Raw genomic sequence first — 14,486 nt, forward strand, 5'->3', positions numbered from 1 at the left:
AGTTCCCCGCGGCGTTCTTCGTTTCTTCTCAGGCTTTCCACTCGCTGTTGATGCCCTCGGCGTAGCGCACCGTCTCCATGGCGTCCTTGGCGTATTTGTCGGCGCCGATGGCGTCGGCATACTCCTGGGTCAGCACGGCGCCGCCCACGACCACCCTGCACCAGGGGGCCTTCTCCCGCAGCTGGCGGATGGTCTCCTCCATGGCAGGAACCGTGGTGGTCATCAGGGCGCTGAGGCCCACAATAGGCGCGTGGAGGGACACGGCGGCCTCCACCACCGTCTCCGGCGGCACGTCCCGGCCCAGGTCCGTCACCGGGAAGCCGTAGTTCTCCAGCAGCAGCTTGACGATGTTCTTGCCGATGTCATGGATGTCACCCTTAACGGTGGCGATGACAATGGGGCACTTGTCCGCCGCACCGCCGCCGGACATGGCGGCCTTGATCTGCTCAAAGGCGGACTTGGCCGCCTCGGCGCTCATCAGCAGCTGGGGCAGGTAAATGGTTTTGCGCTCGAAGCCCACGCCCACAATGTCCAGGGCCGGAATGACCTCCTCCTGCACCACCTGCAGCGGCGGCACGGTCTTTACCAGCTCCGCCGTCAGCTGCCCCGCCCGGTCCTTCAGGCCCTTGACGATGGCCCGCTGCAGCTCCGACTTGTACTCCCCCGCTCCCTGCTGTGGCACTGCGGCAGCCGGTGCGGCAGACGCGGCAGACGCGGCAGGCGCCGCGGCCTGGGGGACGCTCTGGGCAAAGTCAATGTACGCGGCGCAGTTGGCATCCATGTCGTGGAGGGCGCGGAAGGCGTAATACGACTTCATCATCTCCACGGCAAAGGGGTTCATAATAGCCATGGACAGTCCCCGCTCCATGGCAATGGCAAAGAAGGTGCTGTTGATCATGTCCCGCTGGGGCAGGCCGAAGGACACGTTGGACACGCCCAGGGAGGTGTGGCAGCCCAGCTCATGCTTGATGATGTCCACCGCCCGCAGCGTCTCCCGGGCGGCGGTATTGTCGGCGCTGATGGTCAGGGTCAGGGGGTCGAACACGATGTCCTTTTTCCCGAGGCCGTACTTCTCCGCCTCCGCCAGAATCCGCCGGGCCACGTCCACCCGGCCCTCCGCCGTTTCGGGGATGCCGTTTTCATCCAAGGTCAGGGCCACCACCAGGCCGCCGTATTTTTTGGCCAGGGGGAACACCGCCGCCATGCTCTCCGGCTTTCCGTTGACAGAGTTGATCATGGCCTTGCCGTTGTAGCGGCGCAGAGCGGCCTCCATGGCCGCCGGGTCGGAGGTGTCCACCTGCAGCGGCAGGTCAATGATGGCCTGCAGCTCGCAGACCGCCGTTTTCAGCATCCGAACCTCGTCGATCTCCGGCAGGCCCACATTCACGTCCAGGATGTGGACGCCCTTCTCCTGCTGGGCGATGCCCTCTTTCAGGATGTAGTCAATGTCATTGGCCCGCAGGGCCTCCTTGAACCGCTTCTTGCCGGTGGGGTTAATGCGCTCACCGATGAGCACCGGCGCCTGGCCGAACTCCACCGCATGGGTGTAGGAGGAGACGCAGGTGATGTTCTTTTCTGTAATGGGGACAGGCTTTACAGCCTTTCCGGCAGAGGTCAGTGCGCCGATATACTCCGGCGTGGTGCCGCAGCAGCCGCCGGCGATGCGGACGCCCTTTTCCATCAGGGCGGTGACGTCCGCCGCAAACTCCTCCGGCAGTACATCATAGGTAGTGACGCCGTTTACCGCCTTGGGCAGGCCCGCGTTGGGCTTCAGCAGCACGGGAACGGAGGCACAGCGCAGGTACTCCTCCACCACCCCGGCCAGAGCCTTGGGCCCCAGGGAGCAGTTGGCGCCCACCGCGTCGGCGCCCATGCCCTCCAGCATGGCCACCATGGCGGCGGGGGACGCGCCGGTCATCAGCTTGCCGTCCTCGCCGTAGGCGTTGGACACGAACACCGGCAGCTGACTGTTCTCTCTGGCGGCCAGCAGCGCCGCCTTGGTCTCGTAGCTGTCGTTCATGGTCTCGATGAAAATCAGGTCCACGCCGTACTTCACGCCCAGCTTCACCGTTTCGGCAAAGGCGGAAACGGCGTCCTCGAAGTCAAAGTCGCCGTAGGGCGCCAGCATCCGGCCCGTGGGGCCGATGTCCAGCGCCACCCACTTCTCCTGTGGCGCAGTGCTGGCCTCCCGGGCCGCTTTGGCGTTTTCCACCGCCGCCCGGACAATGGCGTCCAACTCCTCAGCGGAGAATTTCAGGTTGTTGGCGCCGAAGGTGTTGGTGCTGACCACATTGCTGCCGGCGTCATAGTAGGCCCGGTGGATCTCCCGGACCACCTCCGGATGCAGCAGGTTCCACCGTTCCGGCAGCTCTCCCGGCTGCAGGCCCCTGGCCTGCAGCAGCGTTCCCATGCCGCCGTCCAGATAGAGAAAATGGTCTTTCAGATATTCCGTGATCTTCATACGGTTCTCCTAAATACACAATTTTTCTGCCCGCAGCTGCCGCAGCCGGCTGCTTCCTGCCGCAGCGTCTCTCCGCTGCCGGACACGCCGATCAGCGCCGTCACCGACTTGCTGGGGGACATCAGCAGGCTCCCGTTGAGGGTCAGGCCGATGCGCCTGGGACAGTCCAGCACCCGGAAGATGTCCTGCTGCAGCGCCAGCGGCAAATCCCCGTAGCCGGGGCTGAACCGCCGGGTAGTGGTCCTCCCTGCCGCCGCCTGCTCCGCGTCCACCTCCCGGTTGAAGGTGTCGCAGAGGGCCTCGATGCGCTCGGCGCCGATGGCCTGGAACAGCAGGGACTTCACCGGCGAAAGCCGGCCGTACCGGGCAATGAGCCGGTCCAGTTCCACGCCCACGGTGGCGGCAAACATCACCACGGTGTCGCAACGCTCCATGGTCCGCCGGAGGGACGCGGAATCCGTCACCGCGAAGCCCAGGTCCAACTTCCCCTCCCGGCAGCTGAGGGGGAACTCCGCCCAGCACACCCGGTAGCTAAGCTTTCCCTCCGCCTCCCGCAGGCACTCTTCCAGCACGGCATCCAGCTCCGGCAGCTCTCCCCGGACGCCGGCGTACCGCAGGATCTCCCTGCGGTCCACCTCCGGCGGGTCATAGGTCCGGATCCGGACCGTTCCGCAGCCGCTCATCCCAGGATGTCGGACAGGTTCCGCTGGATGGCTTCCGCCACGTCCGGCTTGTTCATGGAGTACACGTGGACGTTGGTGATGCCGTTGGCAAACAGGTCGATGATCTGGTCGGTGGCATAGGCGATGCCCGCCTGCTTCATGGCTGCGGGAGAGGTGCCGAACTTGTCCACCAGTCTCTTGAACCGCTGGGGCATGAAGGAGCCGGACAGCTTGATGGACCGCTCCACCTGGTTGCCGTTGGTGATGGGCATGATGCCGGGGATGATGGGCACGGTAATGCCCGCCTCCCGGATCTTGTACAGGAAGTTATACAGCAGGTTGTTGTCGAAGAACATCTGGGTGGTCAGGAAAGAGCAGCCGGCGTCCACCTTTTCCTTCAGGTGCAGGATGTCCTCCTTCTGGTTGGCGCTCTCCGGGTGAATCTCCGGATAGCAGGCGCCGCCGATGCAGAAGCCCTCCTCCTTCAGCTCGTGAATCAGGTCCACCGCGTGACGGTAATCCCAGGTGCCGCAGTCGCTCTTCTCCAGCTCCGGCGTCAGGTCGCCCCGCAGGGCCATCACGTTTTCAATCCCCGCTTCCTTCATCTGCTGAATCCGCTCGTGAACCGTCTCTTTGGTGGAGGAGACGCAGGTCAGGTGGGCCAGGGTGGGCACACCGTACTGCTCCTTGATGTTCTTGGCAATCTCCAGCGTGTACTTGCTGGTGCCGCCGCCGGCGCCGTAGGTGACGCTCATAAAGGAGGGGCGCAGCTTGGCGATCTCCTCCGTGGCATATTTCACGCTCTCAAAAGCCGTGTCGCTCTTGGGGGGAAACACCTCAAAAGAGAGGGTCAGTTTGTCTTGCTTCAGAAGCTCATCCAGTCTCATTGTCAATCACGTTCCTTTTCTCTGATCAGTACCCTTTCGGTCGCGTTTGCACATTATAGCATAAAATCGCTAAAGAATCAACGGACAGAAAACGGTTCTTTTCCAAAATGTATTTCTCTATAATACCCATTAATATGGTGGGTTGTATGAAGCCTACCACATTTTGTCTGCCGTGTCAATAGTGGAAAACAAGCGGGCGGCCATGCGCCGCCCGCTTGTCTCTCAGAACAGGGTCATCTGGCTGGTGTCCGCCATGCCGGCAAAGGCGCCCAGCTTTTTCAGCTGCTCAATGTGGGTCTTGGACAGCTTGTTGCAGCACATGGAGAACTCTTCGATGGACACGAAGGTCTTCCCTTTCCGCTTTTCCACCGTATCCAGCGCCGCCGCCTCGCCCAGTCCGTGGACAGAGGTGAAGGGCGGCAGCAATCCGTTTTCCACCACCTTGAACTTGGTGGCGTCGGAGTTGTAGATGTCGATGGTGGCGAAGGTGAAGCCCCGGAGGTAGAACTCGTAGCACACCTCCAGCGTAGTCATCATGGACTGCTCCACGGCGGTGGCGTCCTTGTTGTTCTCAATCTCCCGGATTTTCCGCTTCACCGCTTCCTTTCCGGCGCAGCAGAACTCCGCGTCGAAGGCCTTGGCCCGGACGGAAAAGAAGGTGGCGTAGAAGGCCAGCGGCTCGTGGACCTTGAACCAGGCGATGCGGAAAGCCATGGTCACGTAGGCCACGGCGTGGGCCTTGGGGAACAGGTAGCCGATCTTGGCCAGGGACTCGATGTACCACTCCGGCACATCGTGCTCCCGCATGGCCTCCACCCAGCCCTCCTGGAAGCCGCCCTTTTTCACCTTGCCCTTTCGCACCGCCTCCATGATCTTGAAGGACATCTTCGGCTCCAGGCCCATGGAGATGAGGTAGAGCATAATATCGTCACGGCAGCCCACCGTCTCCAGAACGCTGGCGGTGCCGCTGACAATCAGCTCCCGGGCGTTGCCCAGCCACACGTCGGTGCCGTGGGAGAAGCCGGACAGCCGCACCAGGGTGTTGAAGTCCTTGGGCTGGGTGTCCATCAGCATCTGGCGGGTAAAGCGGGTGTTGAACTCCGGAATGGCCACGGCGCCGGTGGGACCCAGCACCTCGTCATTTTCGTAGCCCAGCACCTTGCTGCTGGTGAAAATGGACATGGTGTCCGGGTCATCCAGGGGAATCTGCCGGGCGTTGACGCCGGTGAGGTCCTCCATCATGCGGACCATGGTGGGGTCATCGTGTCCCAGCATGTCCAGCTTCAGCAGGTTATCCTCCATGCAGTGGTATTCAAAATGGGTGGTGATGGTGTCGGAATCATCGGCGTCCGCCGGGTGCTGCACGGCGCAGAAATCCTCCACGTCCATGTCATCGGGGACCACCACCAGGCCGCCGGGGTGCTGGCCGGTGGTGCGGCGCACACCCACGCATCCCTGGGTCAGGCGGTTCTCCTCCGCCCGGCCGGCCACAATGCCGTTCTCCTCCAGATACTTTTTCACGAAGCCGAAGGCGGTCTTTTCCGCCAGGGTACCGATGGTGCCGGCCCGGAACACCTGGGTCTCGCCGAACATCTCAATGGCGTGGCGGTGAGCCCGGGCCTGGTATTCGCCGGAGAAGTTTAGGTCGATGTCCGGCACCTTGCCGCCGCCGTAGCCCAGGAAGGTCTCAAAGGGGATGTCGAAGCCGTCCTTCACATACTTGGTGCCGCAGACGGGGCAGACCTTGTCGGGCATGTCCGCGCCGCAGCCGTAGGAGCCGTCCATGATGAACTCGCTGTTCTTGCACTTGGGGCAGCGGTAGTGGGGCGGCAGGGAGTTCACCTCCGTGATGCCGGACATATAGGCCACCAGAGAGGAGCCCACAGAGCCGCGGGAGCCTACCAGGTAGCCGTTTTCCAGGGACCGCTGCACCAACTTTTGGGCGGACATGTACACCACGTCGTACTTGCCCAGAATGCTGCCCAGCTCCACGTTTAGACGGTCCACAATCAGCTGGGGCGGATTCTCGCCGTACAGCTCGTGGGCCTTGCTCCAGACCAGGTTGTTCAGCTCCTGCTCCGAGTTTTCCAGCCGGGGCGGGAACAGCTCCTTGGGCAGCAGCTCGATGTTCTCCACCGCGTCGGCAATCATCCTGGGGTTCTTCACCACCACCTCCAGCGCCTTCTCCTTTCCCAGATAGGAGAATTCCTCCAGCATCTCGTCGGTGGTCTTGAAGTAGATGGGCAGCGGCGCGTTGGCGTCGGCAAATTTCTTGGAGGCCAGCAGAATGTGGCGGTACACCTCGTCCTCCGGCTCCTGGAAGTGGACGTCGCCGGTGGCGCAGACGGGCTTGCCCAGCTCCTCGCCCAGCCGGACGATGACCCGGTTGAACTCCCGCAGCTCCTCCTCCGACTGTACCGTGCCGTCCCGAAGCATGAAGTGGTTGTTGCACAGGGGCTGAATCTCCAGGAAGTCATAGTAGGAGGCGATGCGCTTCAGCTCGTCCCAGTCCTTGTGGTCCACCACCGCCCGGAACAGCTCTCCCGCCTCGCAGGCGGAGCCGACGATCAGGCCCTCCCGGTGCTGGTTCAGCTCGCTTTTGGGAATCACCGGCACCCGCTTGAAGTATTTCAGGTTGGACAGAGAGATCAGCTGATACAAATTTTTCAGGCCCAGCTTGTTCCGGGCCAGCAGGATGATGTGCTTGGGGAACCGGTTGGACTTGCTGCCCAGGGGCCGCAGCTTCTCCATCTCCCGGTTGATGTCCTGCAGGCGGTCAACGCCCCGCTCCCGCAGCATCTTCCAGAAGGGGATCAGCATGTAGCCCACGGTGGCGGCATCGTCGCTGGCCCGGTGATGGTTGAAGGACGGCAGCTCCAGGGCATCCGCCACCACGTCCAGCTTGTACTTTCCCAGATTGGGCAGCAGGTTCTGGGCCAGAATCAGGGAGTCGATATAGGTGGGCTGGAACCCCAGCCCCACCTTCCGGCAGCCCTCCCGGATGAAGCTGATGTCGAACTCCGCGTTGTGGGCCGCCAGAGGGCGGCCGTCCACGAATTTCAGGAAGTCCGTCAGGGCGTCCTTCAGCTGCGGCGCGTCCTTCAGCATATCATCGGTAATGCCGGTGAGGCCGATGATCTCCGGCGTCAGCTTCCGGTTGGGGTTCACAAAGGTCTGGAACCGGTCCTTCACCTCGCCGTGGCTCAGCACCACGGCGCCGATTTCGGTGATGGCCTCCCGGCTGACCTTCAGGCCGGTGGTCTCAATGTCGAAGCAGACAATCTCATCGTCCAGGTCACAGTCCCGGGGGCCGTGGATGGCGATGCGGTCGTCCAGGTTGTTGATGAAATAGCCCTCCATGCCGTAGAGGATCTTGATCTTTCCGCCGGCGGCCTTGTTGGCGTCCGGGAAGGACTGGACCACGCCGTGGTCCGTGATGGCGATGGCCGGGTGGCCCCACTTGATGGCCTGCTTCACCACGGAGCCTGTGTCCGTCAGGGCGTCCATGTTGCTCATGCGGGTGTGGAGGTGCAGCTCCACACGCTTTTCCGGCGCCGTGTCCTGCCGGCCCTGGTGCTCGATGACGTTCACGTGGTAGGGGTTCAGCTGGATGTCCTTGCCGTCCCAGGTGGGCTCCATCTTCCCCTGCACCATCAGCCACATGCCCGGCTGGACGGCGTTTCCGAAGGTCTCCGCCTCCTTGGCGGTCAGGTTTTTCTGGACGGTGACGGAGTTGGTGCAGTCCGTCATGTCGAAGCTCATCCGCCACATGCCGGGGCGCCGGGTCTCCCGGCACTCCGCCGCAAACACCTTGCCCGCCACTGTGACGGTGCCCATTTTCACGTTCAGCTCCTTCATGGGCACGGGCTTTCCCTTGATGGGATTGCCCAGCAGCACGGAGGAGATCTTCTCCGCCTTCCGCTCCCCGCCGGAGGCGGAGAAGTCGGGCACCGGTGCCTCCTGCCGCACCGGAGTGGTCAGGCAGGTGTGGGTCAGGGTCACTTTGGTAAAGCCGTAGGTGGCGGCAATCATCCGCTGCAGGTCCGCCGTGTCCTCCTCGCTGAGGGGCTGGCGGGTGGTGATGCGCAGGTCCATGGTAAAGGACTTCTGGTCGATGACCGCATTGGTGATGTTGGCCCCCGCCAGGCGAATCTTCAGTTCAGGCGGCACCAGCAGGTCCGCAAACAGCTGAAAAAATAGTATCTTCTTTGCCATTGGTCTCCTCTTTCCGCGAAAAGGGCAGGATCACGTCTCCTGCCCTTCCGATGGTTTCACAGGTTTTCGATCTCCGCCATCAAGGCATCCACAAGCCGCTCCTGGGGCACTTTGTAAAGGATTTCTCCTTTTCGGAACAGCAGCCCCTCTCCCTTGCCGCCGGCGATGCCGATATCGGCGGCGGAGGCTTCGCCGGGGCCGTTGACGGCGCAGCCCATCACTGCCACGGTGATGTTTTTACGGCAGCCCGACAGCCGCCGCTCCACCTCCTCGGCGATGGGGATCAGGTCGATGCGGGTACGGCCGCAGGTGGGGCAGGCGATGAGGTTGACCCCCTCCTTCCGCAGCCCGGCGGCCTTCAGGATCTTGTGGGCGGCGTAGATCTCCTCCACCGGGTCCGCCGTCAGCGTCACCCGCACCGTGTCGCCGATGCCCAGGCACAGCAGTCCGCCGATGCCCATGGCGGATTTCACCATGCCCATGGAGGGCGTGCCCGCCTCGGTAACGCCCAGGTGCAGCGGGTAGTCCGTCTGCTGGCTCAGCAGCCGGTAGGCCGCCATGGTCAGCGGCACGTCGGAGCACTTCACGCTGATGCAGATGTCGTCATAGTCAAACTTGTTCAGCAGCTTCACGTGGCCCATGGCGCTTTCCACCAGCGCCTCGGCGGTGACACCGCCGTACCTGGCCCGCAGCTCCTTTTCCAGGGAGCCGCCGTTGACGCCGATGCGGATGGGGATGCCCCGGCGACGGCACTCGTCCGCCACCGCCTTCACCTTCTCCTCCCCGCCGATGTTGCCGGGATTGATGCGGATGGCGTCAATGCCCCGCTCCGCGCAGAGCAGGGCGAAGCGGTAGTTGAAGTGGATGTCCGCCACCAGGGGGATGTGAATCTGCTCTTTGATTCTGTCCACCGCCAGGGCCGCCGCCTCGTCGGGAATGGCCACCCGGATGATCTCGCAGCCGGCCTCCTCCAGACGGTGAATCTGGGCCACCGTGGCCGCCACATCATCGGTTTTCGTATTGCACATGGACTGGATGGACACCGGGGCACCGCCGCCCACAGCCACCGTTCCCACCATGATCTGTTTCGTCATTGGAATCGTCCTCCCTACCGGATCAATCGGAATACATCGTAGAAGGTAATGAACAGCATGAAGCCCATCAGCAGGGCGAAGCAGGCGCCGCTGACCGCCGTCTCATACCGGTCCGGGATGTGCCTGCCAAACAGCTTGTCGCTGACGGTGTTCAGCAGCAGAAACGCAATGTGGCCGCCGTCCAGCGCCGGAATGGGCAGCAGGTTCATCACCGCCAGGTTCACGGCGATGAGCGCCGCGAAATACAGGATGTTGTCCACAGCCTCCCGGGCGTTTGCCGAGGACTGCCCCACCTCCGTGATGGTGGACACAATCATCACCGGGCCGCCCACATCCTCCAGTCCGGCGTCGCCGTTCACCAGCATCTGCAGGCTCAGACCCACAATGCGGGCAAAGTCCACGGTGTTCAGCCAGCTGAGCCGCAGCTTCTGCAGCGGCGTGGCCTCCGCCGCCTCCGCCGTCCGGTAAAGGCCGTAGCCTTTGTACTGGCTCTGGCCGTCGGGGCTGGTGCAGGTGTCCCACACCAGGTCCTCCAGCACCACCTTTTCCCCGTTCCGCAGCACCGTCAGGTCCAGCGGCTCGCCGGCCTTCAGACTCAGCAGCAAATCCACGTCGCCGTAGATATAGACCCGCTGGCCGTTGATGGCGTAAAACTCGTCGCCGGGCTGCAGCACGTCGCCGTACCGGGCCTGAAACTCCGGCGCCACACCGCTGATCCGCGGGATGAGGTATCGCTCCGTTCCGCTGTAGAGAATCAGCAGAATCACAAATCCCATCAGCAGGTTCATCAGGGCGCCGGCGGCGAAAATCAGCAGCTTTTTCCAGAAGCCCTGCCGGTTCAGCGCCCGGGGGTTGTCAGAGGCCTCCTCCTCGCCCTCCATAGCGCAGAAGCCGCCGATGGGCAGCAGCCGCAGGGAGTACTGGGTCTCGCCGGAGGTGCGGCTCCAGATCTCCGGCCCCATGCCGATGGAAAACTCGTTCACCTGCACATCGCTGGCCTTGGCCGCCAGGAAATGACCCAGCTCGTGGACAGCGATGAGCACGCCGAAGATCAGGATTGCCGCAAGGATATACACAATGGTCATCAGCAGATTAACGCTCCTTTACAGGGTTCAGCACAGCGGCCCGGGCCAGCCGGTCCGCCTCCAGAATGTCCTCCAGCGCCGGGTTCTGCCGGACAGGGACCGCGTCCAGCGCCCCGGCCACCAGCCGGGAGATGTCATTGAAGCCCACCCGGTCCTGCAAAAACAGGCCCACTGCCGCCTCGTTGGCGCCGTTGAGCACGGCGCAGGCCGTGCCGCCGACGGTAACCGCCTCAAAGGCAAGACGCAGGCAGGGAAACGCCTCCAGGTCTGGCTCCGCGAAGGTCAGGGGCGGGCAGGTCAGCAGGTCCAGCGGCTCCGCCGGACTCTCCGCCCGGTCCGGATACGTCAGGGCGTAGCGGATGGGCAGGCGCATATCCGGCGTGCCCAGCTGGGCCAGCACCGCACCGTCCCGGAACTCCACCAGGGAGTGGACAATGCTCTGTCGGTGAATGACAGGCTGCACCTGCCGCAGCGGCAGGCTGTACAGCCGCATGGCCTCAATGACCTCCAGCCCCTTGTTCATCAGCGTGGCGGAGTCCACGGTGATCTTGGGACCCATGGTCCAGTTGGGGTGGCGCAGGGCGTCCGCCCGGGTCATCCCCTCCAGCTCCCGGAAGGACTTGCCATAGAAGGGGCCGCCGGAGCAGGTCAGCAGCAGCCGCCGGATCTCCCTCCGGTCCCGGCAGCCCTGGAGGCACTGGAATATGGCGGAGTGCTCCGAGTCCACCGGCACAATCTCCGCGCCCCACCGCGCCGCCTCAGCCATCACCAGCTCTCCGGCGCACACCAGCGTCTCCTTGTTGGCCAGGGCAATGCGCTTTTTCGCCCGGATGGCGGCCAGCGTGGGCCGCAGGCCGATCATGCCCACCACGGCGGTAACCACAATGCCGGCCTCGGCCATGGTGGCCGCCTCCAGCAGTCCCTCCATGCCGGAGGCCACCCGGATATTGGTGTCCGACAGCCGCCGGCGCAGCTCCTCAGCCGCATTTTCGTCATAAAGCACGGCAAGACGCGGCTGGAACTGCCGCGCCTGCTGCTCGATCCGGTCCACGCTGGCGTTGGCGGTCAGCGCCGCCACGCGCAGGCCCAGCTGCTCCGCCACGTCCAGCGTCTGCCGGCCGATGGAGCCGGTGGACCCCAGTATCGAAATCGTATTCGTCATCATTGTCCTTTATCTCACGAAGTTCAGAATGATCTCCAGCACCGGCGTGACGAACAGGACGCTGTCAAACCGGTCCAGCACGCCGCCGTGGGCCAGGAAGAGATGGCCGTAGTCCTTGATGCCAAACTCCCGTTTGATGAGGGAGAAGCTGAGGTCGCCGATCTGGGCCACCACGCCGCAGGCCAATGCCAGCACCACCATGGGGCCGCAGCCAATGCTGCCGCCGAACCAGCGGTCCATCACAACGGCGAACAGCAATCCGCACAGCACATTTCCCAGCAGGCCGCCCACCGCGCCCTCCACGCTCTTTTTCGGGCTTACTTTGGGGGCCAGCTTATGCTTGCCAATAGAGCATCCCACCAGGTAGGCGAAGGTGTCGCAGGCGAAGCTGAGGATGAAGGGCAGCAGCAGATACGCCCGGTGGAGGCCGGAGGCCTCCAGCCGCAAAAACGCGGAGAAGGAATAGCCGATGGCAATGCTGCCGAACAGCCCCGCCATGATCTGGTCAAACTTCACCGCTCCCGCCTTCACAATGGCATAGCCGAAGAAAACCAGCGTCTCCAGCAGGAACAACAGCGACACCTGCTCCGGGCAGCCATAGTACCACCCCACCACAAGCATGGCGCAGACGGTGCTCATGCTGATCATCACACTGCGTTTTGCGCCGCTGACGCACTGCTGCAGCTCAATGGCGCCGATGCCTGCCAGCAGGCACAGCGCAATCAGCAGCACCACCGGCGGCGCCCACAGCACCACCCATGCCAGCAGCGGTACGCCGATGACGGACACCAGCACTCTGGACTGAAAAGAGGTCATTTTTTGACGCCTCCAAATCGTCTGTCACGGGCCTGGAAGGCCACGATGGCCCGGTTCAGCTCCGCCTCATCAAAGTCCGGCCACAGCGCGTCGGTAAAGTAGAACTCCGAGTAGGCGCACTGCCACAGCAGGAAATTGCTGAGCCGCAGCTCGCCGCTGGGGCGGATAATCAGGTCCGGGTCCGGAATGTTCCGGGAGTCCAGATAGCCGGAGAACAGCGCCTCGTCCAGCTCCTCCGGCTTCCGCTTCCCTGCCGCGCAGTCGGCGGCGAACTGCCGGACGGCCCGCAGAATCTCGTCCCGGCCGCCGTAGTTCAGGCACACGTTGGCCTGAAACGCGTCGGCGGACAGGTGTTCCGTGATCTCGTCGGTCTCCCGGGCCAGAGCCCGCAGCTCCGGCGCGATAGGGGTCATGTCGCCGAAGAAGTGGAGGCGGATGTTGTCCCGCTCCATGGTCTCCACCGCTTCTTCCATGTACTTTTTCAGCAGCGCCATGATCGCGCCCACCTCGTCGGCGGAGCGCTTCCAGTTTTCCGTGGAAAAGGCGTACACCGTCAGATACTGCACACCGATGTTCTTGCAGTAGGTGGCGATGCGGCGGAAGGTCTCCGCTCCCGCCTTGTGGCCGGCAGTCCGGGGCAGGCCCCGCCGGGTGGCCCAGCGACCGTTGCCGTCCATGATAATGGCAATGTGGCGAGGCAAGCGCGTCATATCCACCTGCCCCGCCAGACTGTCCGTCTGTTTGACAGCCATCAGACCGCCATCAGTTCCTTTTCTTTTTTCGCCAGGAGTTCGTCGATTTTCTTGCAGCTGTCATCGGTCAGCTTCTGCAGGTCCTTTTCCGCCTGCTTCATCTCGTCCTCGGTGATCTCGGACTTCTTCTCCTGCTTCTTGAAGGCATCCATGGCATCCCGGCGGATGTTGCGGATGGCCACCTTGCCGTTTTCGGCGTACTTGCGGATTTGCTTCACCAGCTCCTTGCGGCGCTCCTCCGTCAGCTGGGGGAAGGCCAGACGCAGGGAACGGCCGTCATCCTGGGGATTGATGCCCAGGTCGGAGGTCTCGATGGCCTTCTTGATCAGCTTCACGGCGCCGCTATCCCAGGGTTGGATCACCAGAGAGCGGGGATCGGGAGAGGTGATGGAAGCAATCTGCTGAATGGGGGTGGGGGTGCCGTAATAGTCCACGGTGATACGGTCCAGCACGGCGGCGTTGGCCCGGCCGGCGCGGACAGAGGCAAAGTCCGCGGCCACGGAATCGATGCTCTTTTTCATCTTGGTCTCATAAACCTTGTATTCGTCCTTCAACATAACGGTTCACTCCTTTACAATCGTTCCGATTTTCTCACCGCGCAGCACCCGCAGAATATTCTCCGGGTCCTTCAGGGCGAAGAGCAGCACGGGAATGTGGTTGTCCATGGACAGCGACGTGGCGGTGGAGTCCATCACCATCAGGTGCTGGGCCAGAACCTGATCGTAGCTGATGGTATCGTATTTGACAGCGGTGGGGTCCTTCACCGGGTCGGCGGAATAGACGCCGTCCACATTCTTGGCCAGCAGGATCACGTCGGCATTGATCTCCGCCGCCCGCAGCACCGCCGCCGTGTCGGTGGAGAAATAGGGGTTGCCGGTGCCCGCGCCGAAGATCACCACACGGCCCTTCTCCAGGTGCCGGATGGCCCTGGAGCGGATGTAGGGCTCGGCAATGGCCCGCATCTCAATGGCGGTCTGCACCCGGACGGGGATGCCCTTCTGCTCGCAGACATCCGCCACCGCCAGGCAGTTCATCACTGTGGCCAGCATGCCCATATGGTCGGCGCGAGTGCGCTCCATGGCGCCGCCGCTGTTCTTGGCTCCCCGCCAGAAGTTGCCGCCGCCCACCACCAGGCCGACCTGGACGCCCATGTCCAGGCACTGCTTGATGACGTCACAGACCTTGCCGATCATCTCAAAATCCAGGCCGGTGTGCTTCTCGCCGGCCAGCGCCTCGCCGCTGATTTTCAATAATACGCGCTTGTAAGCAGGTGTATCCACTGGATTCTACCTCCATTCCATAGTCACCGCTATTTTACCGTATTTTTTCCGGTTTGCATAGGGGGTAGACAA

At 63.0% G+C, this 14,486-nt stretch carries 11 protein-coding genes; all 11 read right to left on the reverse strand.

Features of this window, described 5'->3' with window-relative positions; genetic code table 11:
• Positions 1 to 28: 28 nt before the first annotated feature.
• A complete protein-coding gene (locus SOX55_RS10830; protein ID WP_325287469.1) occupies positions 29 to 2,461 on the reverse strand; it encodes a homocysteine S-methyltransferase family protein in 2,433 nt (810 codons plus the stop codon).
• The gene (locus tag SOX55_RS10835; RefSeq protein WP_325287470.1) at positions 2,458 to 3,144 is read right to left on the reverse strand and encodes a vitamin B12 dependent-methionine synthase activation domain-containing protein; all 687 of its coding nucleotides are present in this window, start codon (positions 3,142 to 3,144) and stop codon (positions 2,458 to 2,460) included. The genes SOX55_RS10830 and SOX55_RS10835 overlap by 4 nt, the downstream gene beginning before the upstream one ends.
• On the reverse strand, positions 3,141 to 4,010 hold the full coding sequence (gene metF / locus SOX55_RS10840; RefSeq protein WP_325287471.1) for a methylenetetrahydrofolate reductase [NAD(P)H]: 870 nt from the start codon (positions 4,008 to 4,010) through the stop codon (positions 3,141 to 3,143). Before metF ends, SOX55_RS10835 begins: the two co-directional genes overlap by 4 nt.
• Before the next feature lie 222 nt (positions 4,011 to 4,232).
• Positions 4,233 to 8,225 (reverse strand): PolC-type DNA polymerase III, encoded by a 3,993-nt coding sequence (locus SOX55_RS10845; protein ID WP_325287472.1) that lies wholly within the window; start codon positions 8,223 to 8,225, stop codon positions 4,233 to 4,235.
• Positions 8,226 to 8,281: 56 nt separating this feature from the next.
• Complete coding sequence (gene ispG, locus SOX55_RS10850; RefSeq protein ID WP_325287473.1) at positions 8,282 to 9,319, reverse strand: flavodoxin-dependent (E)-4-hydroxy-3-methylbut-2-enyl-diphosphate synthase; 1,038 nt, start codon at positions 9,317 to 9,319, stop codon at positions 8,282 to 8,284.
• 14 nt (positions 9,320 to 9,333) lie between these two features.
• Entirely contained in the window at positions 9,334 to 10,404 is a 1,071-nt protein-coding gene (locus tag SOX55_RS10855) for a M50 family metallopeptidase (protein WP_325287474.1), read from the reverse strand.
• A gap of 7 nt (positions 10,405 to 10,411) precedes the next feature.
• Entirely contained in the window at positions 10,412 to 11,566 is a 1,155-nt protein-coding gene (locus tag SOX55_RS10860) for a 1-deoxy-D-xylulose-5-phosphate reductoisomerase (protein ID WP_325287519.1), read from the reverse strand.
• A 9-nt stretch (positions 11,567 to 11,575) separates the two neighbouring features.
• Positions 11,576 to 12,382: a phosphatidate cytidylyltransferase gene (locus SOX55_RS10865; RefSeq protein ID WP_325287475.1), complete on the reverse strand. Its 807-nt coding sequence runs from the start codon at positions 12,380 to 12,382 to the stop codon at positions 11,576 to 11,578.
• Positions 12,379 to 13,134, reverse strand: a complete 756-nt coding sequence (locus SOX55_RS10870) for an isoprenyl transferase (protein WP_325287476.1) — start codon at positions 13,132 to 13,134, stop codon at positions 12,379 to 12,381. Before SOX55_RS10870 ends, SOX55_RS10865 begins: the two co-directional genes overlap by 4 nt.
• Entirely contained in the window at positions 13,134 to 13,691 is a 558-nt protein-coding gene (gene frr, locus SOX55_RS10875; protein ID WP_325287477.1) for a ribosome recycling factor, read from the reverse strand. The genes SOX55_RS10870 and frr overlap by 1 nt, the downstream gene beginning before the upstream one ends.
• A gap of 6 nt (positions 13,692 to 13,697) precedes the next feature.
• On the reverse strand, positions 13,698 to 14,414 hold the full coding sequence (pyrH, locus tag SOX55_RS10880) for a UMP kinase (RefSeq protein WP_325287478.1): 717 nt from the start codon (positions 14,412 to 14,414) through the stop codon (positions 13,698 to 13,700).
• Between the last annotated feature and the right edge of the window lie 72 nt (positions 14,415 to 14,486).

Origin of the sequence: Dysosmobacter sp. (assembly GCF_034093755.1) — a bacterium.
Taxonomy (GTDB): domain Bacteria; phylum Bacillota; class Clostridia; order Oscillospirales; family Oscillospiraceae; genus Oscillibacter.